At 73.3% G+C, this 14,591-nt stretch carries 12 protein-coding genes; 8 read left to right on the top strand and 4 right to left on the bottom strand.

Annotated elements, in window-relative coordinates; translation table 11 throughout:
- Positions 1 to 107 precede the first annotated feature (107 nt).
- Together NUT86_RS09615 and NUT86_RS09610 are read right to left on the bottom strand one after the other, a co-directional pair.
- On the bottom strand, positions 108 to 2,912 hold the full coding sequence (locus tag NUT86_RS09615) for a helix-hairpin-helix domain-containing protein (protein ID WP_446750757.1): 2,805 nt from the start codon (positions 2,910 to 2,912) through the stop codon (positions 108 to 110).
- On the bottom strand, positions 2,909 to 3,892 hold the full coding sequence (locus tag NUT86_RS09610) for an aldo/keto reductase (protein WP_026169306.1): 984 nt from the start codon (positions 3,890 to 3,892) through the stop codon (positions 2,909 to 2,911). The genes NUT86_RS09615 and NUT86_RS09610 overlap by 4 nt, the downstream gene beginning before the upstream one ends.
- Positions 3,893 to 4,019: 127 nt before the next feature.
- Here NUT86_RS09610 and NUT86_RS09605 point away from each other — a divergent pair, with 127 nt between their 5' ends.
- On the top strand, positions 4,020 to 5,075 hold the full coding sequence (locus NUT86_RS09605) for an LLM class F420-dependent oxidoreductase (protein WP_274734696.1): 1,056 nt from the start codon (positions 4,020 to 4,022) through the stop codon (positions 5,073 to 5,075).
- A gap of 266 nt (positions 5,076 to 5,341) precedes the next feature.
- A complete protein-coding gene (locus tag NUT86_RS09600; protein ID WP_274734695.1) occupies positions 5,342 to 6,130 on the top strand; it encodes a ferritin-like domain-containing protein in 789 nt (262 codons plus the stop codon).
- A 34-nt stretch (positions 6,131 to 6,164) separates the two neighbouring features.
- Here NUT86_RS09600 and corA read toward each other — a convergent pair whose 3' ends face one another.
- On the bottom strand, positions 6,165 to 7,151 hold the full coding sequence (gene corA, locus NUT86_RS09595; RefSeq protein WP_026169305.1) for a magnesium/cobalt transporter CorA: 987 nt from the start codon (positions 7,149 to 7,151) through the stop codon (positions 6,165 to 6,167).
- Between the two features lie 67 nt (positions 7,152 to 7,218).
- On the opposite strand from corA, the gene NUT86_RS09590 reads away from it, so the two are divergent.
- From NUT86_RS09590 to mshC, 4 genes are all read left to right on the top strand, one after another.
- Positions 7,219 to 7,917 (top strand): histidine phosphatase family protein, encoded by a 699-nt coding sequence (locus NUT86_RS09590; RefSeq protein ID WP_018087805.1) that lies wholly within the window; start codon positions 7,219 to 7,221, stop codon positions 7,915 to 7,917.
- Positions 7,918 to 8,037: 120 nt separating this feature from the next.
- Positions 8,038 to 8,628 (top strand): DUF3090 domain-containing protein, encoded by a 591-nt coding sequence (locus NUT86_RS09585; protein WP_078518492.1) that lies wholly within the window; start codon positions 8,038 to 8,040, stop codon positions 8,626 to 8,628.
- A gap of 5 nt (positions 8,629 to 8,633) precedes the next feature.
- A complete protein-coding gene (locus NUT86_RS09580; protein ID WP_274734694.1) occupies positions 8,634 to 9,518 on the top strand; it encodes an SCO1664 family protein in 885 nt (294 codons plus the stop codon).
- Positions 9,519 to 9,658: 140 nt separating this feature from the next.
- Positions 9,659 to 10,888, top strand: a complete 1,230-nt coding sequence (mshC, locus tag NUT86_RS09575) for a cysteine--1-D-myo-inosityl 2-amino-2-deoxy-alpha-D-glucopyranoside ligase (protein ID WP_266450023.1) — start codon at positions 9,659 to 9,661, stop codon at positions 10,886 to 10,888.
- Between the two features lie 168 nt (positions 10,889 to 11,056).
- Here the strand turns inward: mshC and NUT86_RS09570 are convergent, their stop codons facing one another.
- Entirely contained in the window at positions 11,057 to 12,175 is a 1,119-nt protein-coding gene (locus NUT86_RS09570) for a PAC2 family protein (RefSeq protein WP_274734693.1), read from the bottom strand.
- Positions 12,176 to 12,436: 261 nt separating this feature from the next.
- On the opposite strand from NUT86_RS09570, the gene NUT86_RS09565 reads away from it, so the two are divergent.
- The gene (locus NUT86_RS09565) at positions 12,437 to 13,780 is read left to right on the top strand and encodes an enolase C-terminal domain-like protein (RefSeq protein WP_174876471.1); all 1,344 of its coding nucleotides are present in this window, start codon (positions 12,437 to 12,439) and stop codon (positions 13,778 to 13,780) included.
- Entirely contained in the window at positions 13,777 to 14,574 is a 798-nt protein-coding gene (locus tag NUT86_RS09560) for an SDR family NAD(P)-dependent oxidoreductase (protein WP_018087799.1), read from the top strand. The genes NUT86_RS09565 and NUT86_RS09560 overlap by 4 nt, the downstream gene beginning before the upstream one ends.
- Positions 14,575 to 14,591: the final 17 nt, after the last annotated feature.

Here is a 14,591-nt window from a genome sequence, read left to right as displayed (position 1 = left end):
TGGCTCCTGGCCCGTACGCCGCTGCCCCGGTCCGTCAGCAGGTTGTTTCTGCGACGGGCCGGGGCAGCGGCGTATACGGGCCGTGCGGAGGGCGCCGGGCCACGGGCTCAGCCGGCCGCCGACGGCTCCTCGGCGCTCTGCACGCTCTGCTGCAGCAGGCTGCGCAGCCGGGTGGTGCGCTCCTTGACGGGCACCTCGGCGACCGCGCGGGCCAGCGCCTGGTCGGCGCCCTGGACGACCGACAGATGCCGCTCGCCGCGGCTGAAGGCCGTGTAGACCCAGGCGCGGGTCAGCCCGCCAACGGCGTCCCCGGGCAGCACGACCACCGCGGCGGGCCAGCGGGTGCCGGCCGCCTGATGGGCCGTGAGTGCCCAGCCGTGGCGTACGGCTCCCGCGCCGACCTGCTCGCGCGGCACCACGACCGCGGGTCCCTCACAGTCGAGATGCAGCCCGGCCGCGTCCGCGCCGGTGACCGTGCCGGGGACCGTGCGGCCCGGCGCCGGGGCGTATGCCACGCGGTCGCCGGGGTCGAAGCCGCCGAACCGGCCGGGGCCGGGATTGAGCCGTTCCTTGAGGGCGGCGTTGAGCGCGCGGGTGCCGGCCGCGCCGCCGTGGCCGACCGTGATGACCTGGGTGTGGTCCGCGGGGACACCGAGCGCCCGGGGCACGGAGTCGGCGACCAACTGGACGGTGCGGTGCACCGCCTCGCCGGCGTCCCGCACCGGGACGATCACCACTTCCTTGCCGGGCGCCTCTACCTGGCTCAGCTCCCCGATGCCGATGCCCGACACCAGCTCGCCGATCGGACCGAAGTCCGGGGTACGGGAGGCGACCTGCGGACAGAAACGGGCCGCGAGCAGATCGGCGAACAGCCGGCCGGGACCGGCGGACCACAGCACGCCCGGATCGCCGCTGAGCACCAGCCGGGTCCCGTCGGTCAGCGACTCGACGAGCAGCGCGGCGGTCTCCAGATCCAGCTGCGGGGCGTCCAGCACGACCAGCAGATCGAGCGCGAGGGCGCCGTCCGCGTCCCGTCCCGGGCCCTCGCGGCCGGACAGCAGGCCCGAGACGGTCACCGCTGCCGTGGCGGGGTCCGCGGAGCCGGTGGCCGCGGTGTCGGGCGCGCACTCGGTGAGGTGTGCGGCCAGGCGGCGGCGGCCGTTCTCGGTGTGGGTGGCGCCGAAGGCCCGCAGCCCCAGTGAGCGGGCCGCGGCGATCAGCGCGGCCGGTTCGGCGCGGGCCGCCTCGGCGCCGGTGTGGGCCACCAGGCCGCTGTGGGCGGCGGCACGGATGAGCTCCGCGGCCGACGGCGACGGCGCGGCGGCCGCCGCGGCCTCCCAGGCGGCGGCGGAGGGACGGACGGGCCGGGGGGCCGGGGCGTCGTCGGTGGGGGCGTCGGTGCCGGGGGCCGCGGCGGCGGCGCTCTCGTCGGCCGCGGTACCGTCGCCGGCCACCGGCTGCTCCGCCTCGGCCGTGGTGTCGTCGCCGGCCTCGGCCGACGCCGTGTCCTGCGCCGGCTCAGCCGCCGCTTCGAAGGTGTTGAGCAGCCGTGCCAGACCGTCGGCGACGCTCTCCTCGGCCATCGCGAACCGGTCCAGGCCGAGCAGGATCCGGACCGGCTGCTCTTCCTCCTCGTCGTCGCCCGTGGCCGGACGCGCCCGGCCCGGTTCCTCGATCGCCTCCTGGAAGACCAGCACCGCACCGTCCGCGATGGCGGACTGCAGGGCGTCATCGGGATCGGGCACCGCGCGCTGGGCGAGGGCCGCGCGCAACGCGGCGGCCTCCAGGGCGGAGTGGCCCGCGAGCGCGGCCTGTTCCAGCAGCCAGCCGACCAGCGCCTGTGCGCGCCGCTCGTCGCCCGGCCCGCAGGCGGCGCCGAGCAGCGCCCGCGCAAAGCCGTCGGCCTGCTCGGGGCGCACCCCGGGCACACCGAGCAGCAGCCAGGGGTCCTCGCGCAGCGCCTCGGCGGCCCGCTCGCCGAGCACCTCCGCGGCCTGCTCGGCCAGCGTCTCGGGGGCACCGCCCGCCGCCAGGACCTGCCGTACGCCCTCGACCCCGGGGGCGGCGGGCACGGCGGGGCGGGGAGCGGCGGCGGGACCGGTGGCGGGCGGTGCGGCGGCAGGGGCCGTGGCGCCGCCGTCCGGGACGCCCGGGCGGGCCGGGCCGCCGGGCTCCTGCGCGGTGCGCTGCCGGGCCACCTCCGGGGCCGGTCCCGCGGGTCCGCCCTGCGGGGCGGCCTTGGCCGGCTGGGCGGCGGGTGCGGCCGGCTTGGCGGGGCGGGGGGCATCGTTGAAGAACGAGGCCGCCGAGCGCTCACCGCTCTCCACGGCCCGCACCGCCGCCGCCAGCGCATCCGCGGTCGCCTTGGCCGCTCCGGACACCGGGCTCTCCTTCGGGGCACCGGGGGCAGGAGCCTTGACCTCCCCACCGGCAGCCGATGCCGTGCCCTCCGCACGGGCACCCGGAGCCTTGACCTCCGCACCGGCAGCCGGAGTCTCGGGCTCCGCACCGCGAGCCGCAGTGTCGGATTCCGATCCGGCAGCCGGAGCCCCGGCTTCCGAGTCGGTAAGGGGAGCGTCGGTATCCGCACCGGGAGCCGGAATCTCGGCCTCCGAACCATCAGCCGCAGCCCTGGATTCGGAGCCGGAATCGGAAGCCCCGGATTCCGCCCCGGCAGCCGGAGCGCCGGCCTCCGCGCCGGAACCAGAGGTCTCGGCCTCCGCACCGGAACCCGGAGTCTCGGCCCCCGCACCAGGTGCCTCGGCCTCCGCCCCTTCGTTCACCATCGCGTCATCGCCGGGCGCGGCCGCGCCTTCCGGTGCTGTCGCGTCATCGGGCGTCTGGGCCTCCGCGGTGCCGGGCGCGGCCTCCTGCCCGGGCGGGGTTTCGCCGGCGAGGCGGTCGGTACTCACAGCGTGCTCCAGTCGTGATCGGGGTAGTGGTGCACCGGCGCCGATACATCGTCCAGCGCCCGGCGGATCTCGTCAGGAAGACTAAGGGTCTCCACTGACAATGCGGCTCTGAGCTGCTGCGCTGTGCGGGCGCCCAGAATCGGCGCGGTCACTCCGGGGCGGTCGCGGACCCAGGAGAGCGCGACCTGGAGCGGGGTGACGGCCAGTCCGTCGGCGGCGGTGGTGACCGCTTCGACGACCCGGCTCGCCGTCTCGTCGAGGTAGGGCGCGACGAACGCCGCCAGATGGTCCGAGGCGCCACGGGAGTCGGCCGGTGTCGCATGGCGGTACTTGCCGGTCAGCACGCCCCGGCCGAGCGGCGACGACGGCAGCAGGCCGATCCCCAGGTCGAGCGCCGCGGGCAGCACCTCCCGCTCGATGCCGCGCTGCAGGAGGGAGTACTCCATCTGTGTGCTCGCGAGACGGTTGCGTACCCCGGGCGCCGCGAGCTGCCAGGTGCCGGCCTTGGCGAGCTGCCAGCCGGAGAAGTTCGACAGCCCCACATAGCGTGCCCGGCCGCTGGCGACGGCGAGGTCGAGGGCCTGCAGCGTCTCCTCCAGCGGTGTGTGCGGATCGAAGGCGTGCAGCTGCCACAGGTCCACGTAGTCGGTGCCCAGCCGCTCCAGGGAGGCGTCCAGGGCGGCGAGCAGATGGCGCCGGGAGCCGTCGACCCGGCGGTCCGCCTCCAGGACGCTGCCGGCCTTGGTGGCGATCACCAGGTCCTCGCGTGGAACGAGCCCTTCCGTCAGCCGGCCCAGGAGGTATTCGGCGCCGCCGTCGGCGTAGATGTCGGCGGTGTCCACGAGGCTGCCGCCGGCCTCCCAGAACGCCTTGAGCTGGTCGGCGGCTTCCTGCTCGTCCGTGTCACGGGCCCAGTTCAGGGTGCCGAGCCCGAGGCGGGTCACACGCAGGCCCGTACGGCCGAGGTGCCTTTGCTCCATGGGCCTTGAGATTACTGGGCCGGAGCCGGCATCAGGGGACCTGTGGACAACCCGGCGATGACAGCCGGCGCGGCTGGGGGCTACAGTCCCCGGAACAGCGACGTTACTGATGGGTAAGGGGAGCGGCATGAGGCTTGGCATCAACCTCGGCTACTGGGGCGCCGGGATGGACTCCGACAATCTCGCGGTGGCACAGGAGGCCGACCGCCTCGGCTACTCCGTCTGCTGGGCCGCGGAGGCCTATGGCTCCGATGCCGCCACCGTGCTCTCCTGGGTCGCTGCCCAGACCGAGCGGATCGACATCGGTTCGGCGATCTTCCAGATCCCGGCGCGTACGCCCGCGATGACCGCGATGACGGCCGCGACCCTGGACTCGCTCTCCGGGGGCCGCTTCCGGCTGGGCCTCGGCGTCTCGGGGCCGCAGGTGTCCGAGGGCTGGTACGGCGTCAAGTTCGACAAGCCGCTGGCGCGCACCCGCGAGTACGTGGACATCGTCCGCAAGGCGATGTCGCGCGAGCGGCTGTCCTACGAGGGCGAGCACTGGACGCTGCCGCTGCCGGGCGGTCCGGGCAAGCCGCTGAAGCTCACGGTGCACCCGCAGCGCGAGCACATCCCGCTCTACATCGCCGCGATCGGCCCGAAGAACCTCCAGCAGACCGGTGAGATCGCCGACGGCGCTCTGCTGATCTTCCCCTCGGCCGACCACCTGGAGGAGACCGCGATCTCGCACCTCCGGGCCGGCCGCGAGAAGGCGGGCAAGACCCTGGACGGCTTCGACATCTGTCCGACGCTGCCGCTGGCCGTCGGCGCGGACAAGGACGTCAGCGCGCTGGCCGACATGTTCCGTCCGTACACCGCGCTCTACGTCGGCGGGATGGGCAGCCCCAAGCAGAACTTCTACAACCAGCTCGCACAGCGCATGGGCTACGGCAAGGAAGCCGCCGAGATCCAGGAGAAGTACCTGTCCGGCGACAAGGAAGGCGCCGCCGCCGCGATCCCGGAGCAGCTGATCGACCAGACCACGCTGCTCGGCTCCGTCGAGCGGATCGCCGAGCGGATGCAGGCCTACGCGGCGGCAGGGGTGACCACGCTGACGCTGGCCCCGGCGGGCTTCTCCCTGGAGGACCGGCTGGCGTCGCTGCGGGCCGGTACCGAGGCCCTGGAGCGCGCCGGTCTGGCGTAACGCCCTACGGGGCGCCGGGCCCGTACGCCCGCACCCGGCCGGCGCCCGCAGCGCCGGCCGGTGAAGCCCCGCGGCCGTGGTGGGGGCTCGGGGGTCTTCCCCACCACGGCCGTCAGGCAGCACAACGCCGCCACGGGCACGCTGGTTACGCCCGCAGCGGGGACACACCTCCCCCGAACGGCCGAACGGACCGCCGCTCCGGTTGCCGCCCACCGGACACCCCAATTGACTTTCCTCACGGGTGTGTCCGTTCGGAGGTGGCATAGATGCTCTCGGCCCGAAGCCTGTTCCAGGAGATCATCGGCAACGACGACTCCTTCCGCCTGTTCTGTTCCATCGCCGCCAGCGGCGAGGCCCAGGGCGGCTGGGAGAACGGCCGGATCGCCGCGCTGCTGCCCGCGTCCATGGGTGAGCTGGCGCCCAAGGTCGCCCGGCACGGCGCCGACGAGGACAAACACGGCCGGATCTTCCAGGCCCTGATGCACAAGCGCGGACTGACGCCGGCCGAGGTCCCGGTGGAGACCGACTACACCGCGCTGCTGGAACGGCGGGGCATCGGCCTGGCGCACGACAAGCTGCGCCGCGACGAGCCGCTCACCGAGCTCGACATCATCACCTACCTCGCCCACAGCCGGGTCACCGAAGAGCGCGCCGCCGGCCAGATGGTGCTGCTCACCAGACACTTCGGCGACCACCCCGAGCTGGGCAAGGCGGTCCGGATGATCTCCCACGACGAGGACAACCACCTCGCGTACTGCCACGAGGAGCTGCTGCGGCTGGCCCGTGCCGGGCACGGCCGCACCATCCAGCGGATCCTGCGGGAGTGCGCCCATGCCGAGATCGTCGTCTATCGGGACGTCAGCCTGGCGGTGATGGCCCACATGGGCCGCATCCTGAAGTGGCCGGCGGTGAAATCCGTCGTGCTCGCCGCCGGGATCCGGGCGGTGTACGCCTATGAGCGGCTGGCCGGCTGGCGGCGGATGGTCAGCCTCCGGATGCCCGAGCGGCGGAACGCACTGGGCGGACCGGCCACCTCCGCGCCGGAGTTCGCCTGAGCTGACCGGGCCCACGGCCCGCGGGACCCCGGTGTCACAGCCAGCCGCGGCGCTTGAACAGCCGGTACAGCGACACCTCGATGATGACCATCACCCCCAGGATCACCGGATACCCCAGGTTCCACTTCAGTTCCGGCATGTTGTCGAAGTTCATGCCGTAGATGCCGGCGATCAGAGTGGGGACCGCCGCCAGCGCCGCCCAGGCCGAGATCTTGCGCATGTCGTCGTTCTGCCGCACGCCCATCTGCGCGAGGTGGGCGGAGAGAATGTCCGACAACAGCCGGTCCAGGCCCTCCACCGACTCGTTGGCACGGGTGAGGTGGTCGTCGACATCGCGGAAGAACGGCCGGGCGTGCGCGTGCACGAACGGCACCCCGGGGTTCTGCAGACGGGTCATCGGCTCCACCAACGGACCGGTCGCCCGGCGGAATTCGAGCACCTCGCGCTTGAACGCATAGATCTCGGCGGCGGTGTTCTTGGTGTCCTTGCCGCGTACCGGAGCGAATACCTCCGCCTCCAACTCCTCCAGGTCCAGCTGGAGTTCGGCGGCCACCTCGATGTAGTGGTCGACCACCGCGTCACTGACGGCGTACAGCACCGCCCCCGGACCGTGCCGCAGGATCTCCGGGTGCTCCTCCAGCCGGTGGCGCACCGCCGCCAGGGGGCTGGCCTCCCCGTGCCGGACGGTGACGACGAACGCGTCACCCACGAAGACCATCAGCTCCGAAGCGGTCACCGTGTCGGCCCGGTCGTCATAGGTGACCGGCTTCAGCACCATGAACAGCGAGTCGTCGTAGACCTCCAGCTTGGGCCGCTGATGCGCCTTGAGCGCGTCCTCGACGGCCAGCGGGTGCAGCGCGAATTCGGACCGGACGCGCGCGAACTCCTCCTCCGTCGGCTCGTACATCCCCAGCCACAGGAAGGAGTGCCCCTCGGCCCGCGCCTCCTCCAGGGCGTGGGAGAAGTCCGTCGCGCACTCGGTGCGACGGCCCTCCCGGTAGATGGCGCTGTCGACGATCACACCGGCATTCTCGCGCGTTGCCCGGCCACCTGCCAGGAAGGCGTACGGGGAACGTAGGGTGGCGGCCATGCCCACGCTGATCCTGGTGCGGCACGGCCGCTCCACCGCCAATACCGCCGGGGTGCTCGCCGGGCGGGCGCCCGGAGTCGCTCTCGACGAGCGCGGCGCCGCCCAGTCCGCCGCGCTGCCCGCACGGCTGGCGCAGGTGCCGCTGACCGCCGTCGTCTCCAGCCCGCTGCAGCGCTGCCGGGAGACCGTGGCGCCGCTGCTGGACGCCCGGCCGTGGCTCACGCTGCACATCGAGAACCGGATCAGCGAATGCGACTACGGCGAGTGGTCGGGCCGGAAACTCGCCGAACTGAGCGACGAGCCGCTGATGGAGATCGTCCAGCAGCACCCGTCCGCGGCCGCCTTCCCCGGCGGTGAGTCGATGCGCGCGATGCAGGCCCGCGCGGTGGACGCGGTACGCGACTGGAACGCCCGGATCGAGGAGGCACACGGCCCCGAGGCGACCTACGCCATGTGCTCGCACGGCGACATCATCAAATCCCTGGTCGCCGACGCGCTGGGCATGCACCTCGACCTCTTCCAGCGGATCTCCGTCGAGCCCTGTTCCGTCACCGCGATCCGCTACACCCGGCTGCGCCCCTACCTCGTCCGGCTCGGGGACACCGGTGACTTCGGATCGCTCGCACCGCGGGCGGAGGGCGGCGCCGCGGCGGCCGAGCGGGACGCGGCAGTCGGCGGTGGTGCGGGAGCAGCGTGATCAGTCGGCGCAGTAGGGTGGTGCGACGGCGCTGCCCGCCACGCCCCTGCGATCCGCGCAGTGACCGCAGGACGTGCAGCGACCGCAGTGACCCCGCAGTCGAGCAATCGGAGCAGGACGTTGTCCCGTCAGGTGTTCTTCTACGACGCGCCGGACCGCTTTGTGGCCGGTACGGTCGGGCTGCCTGGCCGCCGTAGCTTCTACCTCCAGGCCACCGCGGCCGGCCGCACCACCAGCGTCGCCCTGGAGAAGACCCAGGTCGCCGCCCTCGCCGAGCGGATCGACGAGCTGCTGGACGAGGTCGTACGGCGCAGCGGCGGCAACGCCCCGGTGCCCGCCGTCTCGCCCGCCGAGCTGAGCGACACCGCACCGCTGGAATCGCCGGTCGAGGAGGAGTTCCGGGTCGGCACGATGGCGCTCGCCTGGGACGGCGAGGACGAGCGGATGATCGTCGAGGCGCAGGCCCTGGTCGAGCTGGACGCGGACAGCGAAGAGGACCTCGCCGACGCCGAGGAGCGGCTGCTCCAGGACGACGAGAACGGCCCGCCGATGCTCCGGGTGCGCCTCACCGGAACCATGGCCAGGGCGTTCGCCAAGCGGGCGCTGGAGGTCGTCAACGCCGGCCGCCCGCCGTGCCCCCTGTGCAGCCTGCCGCTCGACCCGGAGGGACACGTATGCCCGCGCCAGAACGGATACCGGCGGGACGCCTGAGCGCCATGGAGTCCGCCGCAGAGCCCACCGCGCCGCTGCCCGGCCCCGCCCGGCCGCAGGACCCGCCGGCGGCCGCGCCGAAGCCCGCCGGTGGCACCACGGACGCCCTGCTCGCCGAAGGGGAGCTGACCGTCCGCGGCCGCATCCAGGAAGCCTCCAACGCGGTGCTCTACTGCACGGTCGCCCTCGACGGCCGCAGCGCCGCCTGTGTCTACAAGCCCGTCGCCGGCGAGCGCCCGCTGTGGGACTTCCCCGACGGCACGCTCGCCCAGCGTGAGGTCGCCGCGTACGAGATCTCCCGGGCCTGCGGCTGGGACCTGATCCCCCCGACGGTGCTGCGGGACGGCCCGTACGGCACCGGCATGGTCCAGGAGTGGATCGATCCGCCGGAGAGCAGCGACGAGGTGCCCGAGCTGCTGGCGCTGGTGGAGGACGAGGAGCCGGGGCCCGGCTGGAAGGCCGTCGGCCTCGCCCAGATCGGCGAGGGCCGCACCGCGCTGCTGGTGCACGCCGACCATCCGCGGCTGCGGCGGCTCGCGGTGCTCGACGCGGTGATCAACAACGGTGACCGCAAGGGCGGTCATCTGCTGCCCGGCGCCGACGGAGAGTTCTTCGCCATCGATCACGGCGTGACGTTCAACGCCGAGGACAAGCTGCGCACGCTGCTGTGGGGATGGGCGGGGGAGCCGCTGACCGACGAGGCGCTGGAGGTCCTGCGGGGCCTGCGGCGGGCGCTGGAGGAGGACCGGCCGCTCGCCGCCCGACTGGCCGAACTGATCACGGACGCCGAGACCGAGGCGTTGCGGGCGCGGGTGGCGGGGTTGTTGCGCAGTGGCCGGCACCCGGAGCCGAGCGGTGAATGGCCGGCGATCCCCTGGCCGCCCGTCTGATCCGCCCGTCTGATCCGCCCAGATACGGCCGTATCGCCGGTGCCCCCTTGCACGTTCATCCGTCGAACACAAGAGCGCCTTTCTGGCCAGACCTCCGGTCCGGTTCGTATGCGGAACATCCGTCCGGTTACGCTCAAGGCATGCATGCATGGCCCGCTTCTGAGGTCCCCGCCCTGCCTGGCCAGGGCCGCGACCTGAGGATCCACGACACCGCGACCGGCGGACGGGTAACCCTCGACCCCGGTCCCGTCGCCCGTATCTACGTCTGCGGCATCACGCCGTACGACGCCACCCACATGGGGCACGCGGCGACCTACAACGCGTTCGACCTGGTTCAGCGCGTGTGGCTCGACACGAAGCACCAAGTGCACTACGTGCAGAACGTCACCGATGTCGACGATCCGCTCCTGGAGCGGGCCGTGGCCACCGGCGACGACTGGACGGCGCTGGCCGAGCGCGAGACGGCCCTCTTCCGCGAGGACATGACGGCCCTGCGGATGCTGCCGCCCCGCCACTACATAGGCGCCGTCGAGTCGATACCTCGCATCGTCCCGCTGGTGGAGCGGCTGCGCGACGCCGGCGCCGCCTACGAGCTGGACGGTGACATCTACTTCTCCGTCGAGTCCGACCCGCACTTCGGCGAGGTCTCCGGGCTGGACGCCGAGGCGATGCGGCTGCTGTCCGCCGAACGCGGCGGCGACCCGGAGCGCGAGGGCAAGAAGAACCCGCTCGACCCGATGCTGTGGATGGCCGCCCGCGAGGGCGAGCCGAGCTGGGACGGCGCCTCGCTGGGCCGCGGCCGGCCCGGCTGGCACATCGAGTGTGTCGCCATCGCGCTGGACCACCTCGGTATGGGCTTCGATGTCCAGGGCGGCGGCTCCGACCTCGCCTTCCCGCACCACGAGATGGGCGCCTCGCACGCCCAGGCGCTCACCGGCGAGCACCCGTTCGCCAAGGCGTATGTGCACGCCGGGATGGTCGCCCTGAACGGCCAGAAGATGTCCAAGTCCAAGGGCAACCTCGTCTTCGTCTCCGCGGTACGGCGCGACGGCACCGACCCGGCCGCGATCCGGCTGGCGCTGCTCGCGCACCACTACCGCGCCGACTGGGAGTGGACCGACGCGGTGCTGGAAGAGGCCGTGGAGCGGCTGGCGCACTGGCGTGCCGCGGTCTCCCGTCCTGACGGCCCGTCCGCCGACGCCCTCCTTGAGGAAATCCGTACGGCGCTCGCCGACGACCTGGACTCCCCGGCCGCCCTCGCGGCCGTGGACCGCTGGGCCGCCGCGCAGCAGGACGGGGGCGGCACCGACGAGGGCGCCCCCGGCCTGGTCTCCCGCGCGGTCGACGCGCTGCTCGGTGTGGCCCTGTAACGACCCGTCATCTCCGTCCTTCAGGGGCGCTTCCGCCGGCCGGCGGAAGCGCCCCTTCTCCTTGTGCTTCCCGGGACTTACGGGCTCCACAAGGGAAACGCCAGGGGCGCCGCACCGGCCGCTTGGCCGGTCCGGCGCCCCTGGCGTGCCGGGGAGTGGTCCCCGGTCTCAGCTTCCGTTGCCCTCCGGGCCGTCCTCCGGCCGTGGGGAGTCGGCGGAGTCCGCGCCGCCCGACGAGTCCGGGGTCTCGGTGGTGCCGTTGCCCTTGGCCGTGTCCTTCGGGCCCGTCGCCGAGTCCTCGCCGGCCTTCGGCTCGCGGGGCTCCTTGGACACCGGGCGGGGCGGACGGGTGCGGCCGCTGGTGGTGTCGCGGAGGTAGGAGCTGTCGCGGCCGTCGGCGAGCCCGCCTTCCGTCGCCACGCCGGGACCGGACTGCGGGTCGCGGCGGCGCAGATAGCGCTCGAACTCGCGGGCGATGGCCTCTCCGGACGCCTCCGGCAGATCCGCGGTGTCCCGCGCCTCCTCCAGCGACTGGACGTACTCGGCGACCTCGCTGTCCTCGGCCGCCAGTTGGTCCACGCCCAGCTGCCAGGCGCGGGCGTCCTCGGTCAGCTCGCCCAGCGGGATACGGACATCGAGGAGGTCCTCCAGGCGGTTGAGCAGGGCGAGGCTGGCCTTCGGGTTGGGCGGCTGGGAGACATAGTGCGGCACCGCGGCCCACAGGCTCACCGCGGGGACACCGGCATGGGTGCACGCCTCCTGGAGGATGCCGACGATGCCCGTGGGGCCCTCGTAGCGGGACTCCTCCAGATCGAGCCGGGAGGCCAGATCCGCGTCGGAGGTGACGCCGCTGACCGGCACCGGGCGGGTGTGCGGGGTGTCGCCGAGCAGTGAGCCCAGCACCACCAGCATCTCCACACCCAACTCATGGGCGAAACCGAGGATTTCGTTGCAGAACGAACGCCAGCGCATGCTGGGCTCGATACCGCGGACCAGGACGAGGTCGCGCTTGCGGCCCTTGCCGTTCGTATCGCCGACGCGGACGACGGAGAGGCGGGTCGTCGGCCAGGTGATCTTGCGTACCCCGCCGTCCAGGAAGACGGTGGGACGGTTCACCTGGAAGTCGTAGTAGTCCTCCGCGTCCAGCGCGGCGAAGACCTCGCCCTTCCATTCCCGGTCGAGATGTGCGACCGCGGCGGAGGCGGCGTCGCCGGCGTCGTTCCAGCCTTCGAACGCGGCCACCATGACCGGGTCGATCAGCTCGGGTACCCCCTCGAGCTCGATCACCCAGCGCCTCCTTCCGACCGGTGCGGCCGCCGGGGGCGGCCGCCGGCAGCAGTTCCATTACGTGCGATCCCAAGACTACGGCTTCTGCGGTGCCGGTCCGTAGCCCCTTTGCAGGGAGGGGTAGCGATTCATCCGACCTGTCCCGAGGTTCATTGGCTCAACTTCCGTACGGGGTCTGGACGCGGTCTTACACGCGGGTCTATACATCGGATGTCCGGGAAAGGTCCGATGTTCTTCCGCAACATCCCAGGGGGCATGCGCATGGCCGTGACCGACACCGTGACCGAGCTCGAGGTCCACGACGTCCGCTTCCCCACCTCGGAGCAGCTCGACGGCTCGGACGCCATGAACCCGGACCCCGACTACTCCGCCGCCTATGTCGTGCTGCGCACCGGCAGCGGACCGCAGGGGCACGGCTTCTGCTTCACCATCGGGCGCGGCAACGAGGTCATGGCCGCCGCGATCCGGTCCCTCGCGCCCTACGTCGTCGGCCGCCCCGCCCCCGTCACCGCCGCCGGTCTCGCCGCCCTGCACCACGACCTCACCCACGACTCCCAGCTGCGCTGGCTCGGCCCCGAAAAAGGGGTGATGCAGATGGCGGCCGGGGCACTGGTCAACGCCGCCTGGGACCTGGCCGCGGGCCGGGCGGGGCTGCCCGTGTGGGAGTTCCTCGCCGCGCTGACGCCCGAGGAACTGGTCTCGCTCGTCGACTTCCGCTATCTGTCCGACGCCCTGACTCCCGAGGAGGCGCTGGCCCTCCTGCGCGCCGCCGAACCCGGCCGCGCCGAACGCGCCGCCCGCCTCAAGGCCGAGGGCTACCCCGCGTACACCACCTCGCCCGGCTGGCTCGGCTACGACGACACCAAGCTGGTGCGGCTGGCGAAGCAGGCGGTGGCCGACGGCTTCGGCCAGATCAAGCTCAAGGTGGGCGCCGACCTCGACGACGACAAGCGGCGGCTGCGGCTGGCCAGGGACGCGGTCGGCCCCGGCGTGCGGATCGCCGTCGACGCCAACCAGCGCTGGGACGTGGCCGAGGCGGTCCGCTGGATGACCGCGCTGGCGCCCTGGACCCCGCACTGGATCGAGGAGCCGACCAGCCCGGACGACGTCCTGGGGCACGCCGCGGTGCGCTCCGGACAGCCCGTGAAGGTCGCCACCGGTGAGCATGTCGCCAACCGGGTGGTCTTCAAGCAGCTGTTGCAGGCCGGCGCCGTGGACTTCGTACAGATCGACGCGGCGCGGGTCGCCGGGGTCAACGAGAACCTCGCGATCCTGCTGCTGGCCGCGAAGTACGGGGTACCGGTGTGCCCGCACGCCGGCGGGGTGGGGCTGTGCGAGCTGGTGCAGCATCTGGCGATGTTCGACTACGTGGCGGTGTCCGGGAGTTGGGAGGACCGGGTCATCGAGTACGTCGACCATCTGCACGACCACTTCAGCGACCCCGTCGTCATCGACCGCGGCCGCTACCGCGCCCCGACCGCGCCCGGCTTCTCGGCCCGGATGAAACCCGGTTCGGTCGCCGCCCACCGCTTTCCCGACGGGCCCGTGTGGCGCGCCCGTCAGCAGCCGCACGACCACCGGGGCGAGCAGGAGGTCACCGTATGAGCGACGCACCGCGGACCGGCCGCCACCCGGCCGACTTCGAGGGGATGGCCGCCCTCGTCACCGGCGGCGGCTCCGGCATCGGGGCGGCCACCGCCGCGCTGCTGCTGGCGCGCGGCGCGCGGGTTGCCGTCCTGGACCGGGACCCGGCCGGCGCGCCCGCCGGGGCGATCCCGGTCACGGCCGATGTGACCTCCGACGCCGCCGTACGGGCCGCCGTCGGCGAAGCGGTGGGGGAGCTGGGCGCCCTGCACACCCTCGTCGGCAACGCCGGGACCGGCGCCGTCGGCACCGTCGAGGACAACGACGACGCGGAGTGGAGCCGGGTCCTGGACGTCAATGTGCTGGGGCTGGTGCGCACCGCCCGCGCCGCGCTGCCGGCGCTGCGCCGCACCGCCGCAGGCGCCCCTGGCCGGGTCTCCATCACCCACACCTGCTCCATCGCCGCCACCGCGGGCCTGCCGCAGCGCGCGCTGTACGGCGCCAGCAAGGGCGCGGTGCTCTCGCTGACCCTCGCGATGGCCGCCGACCACCTCCGCGAGGGCATCCGCGTCAACTGCGTCAACCCGGGCACCGCCGACACCCCGTGGGTCGGCCGGCTGCTGGACCGCGCCGACGACCCGGTCGCCGAACGCGCCGCCCTCCACGCCCGCCAGCCGATGGGCCGGATGGTCACCGCCGACGAAGTCGCCGCCGCCATCGCCTCGTTGGCGTCCCCGTCCGCCTCCGGCATCACCGGGACGGCGCTCGCCGTGGACGGGGGGATGCAGGGGGTACGACTGCGGCCCGCAACGTGAACCGGGCCGTCCGGTCG

This window comes from Streptomyces sp. G7(2002) (assembly GCF_028870195.1).
In the GTDB taxonomy this organism is placed as follows: Bacteria; Actinomycetota; Actinomycetes; order Streptomycetales; family Streptomycetaceae; genus Streptomyces; species Streptomyces nigrescens.
This window is presented reverse-complemented; position numbering and strand designations above follow the sequence as displayed.

Bases quoted from the DNA above. Each gene is read 5' to 3' on its own strand.
- NUT86_RS09600 (WP_274734695.1), top strand. From the start codon at position 5,342: ATGCTCTCGGCCCGAAGCCTGTTCCAGGAGATCATCGGCAACGACGAC.
- NUT86_RS09590 (WP_018087805.1), top strand. From the start codon at position 7,219: ATGCCCACGCTGATCCTGGTGCGGCACGGCCGCTCCACCGCCAATACC.
- NUT86_RS09610 (WP_026169306.1), bottom strand. From the start codon at position 3,892: ATGGAGCAAAGGCACCTCGGCCGTACGGGCCTGCGTGTGACCCGCCTC.
- NUT86_RS09560 (WP_018087799.1), top strand. From the start codon at position 13,777: ATGAGCGACGCACCGCGGACCGGCCGCCACCCGGCCGACTTCGAGGGG.
- NUT86_RS09605 (WP_274734696.1), top strand. From the start codon at position 4,020: ATGAGGCTTGGCATCAACCTCGGCTACTGGGGCGCCGGGATGGACTCC.
- NUT86_RS09580 (WP_274734694.1), top strand. From the start codon at position 8,634: ATGGAGTCCGCCGCAGAGCCCACCGCGCCGCTGCCCGGCCCCGCCCGG.
- NUT86_RS09565 (WP_174876471.1), top strand. From the start codon at position 12,437: ATGGCCGTGACCGACACCGTGACCGAGCTCGAGGTCCACGACGTCCGC.
- mshC (WP_266450023.1), top strand. From the start codon at position 9,659: ATGCATGCATGGCCCGCTTCTGAGGTCCCCGCCCTGCCTGGCCAGGGC.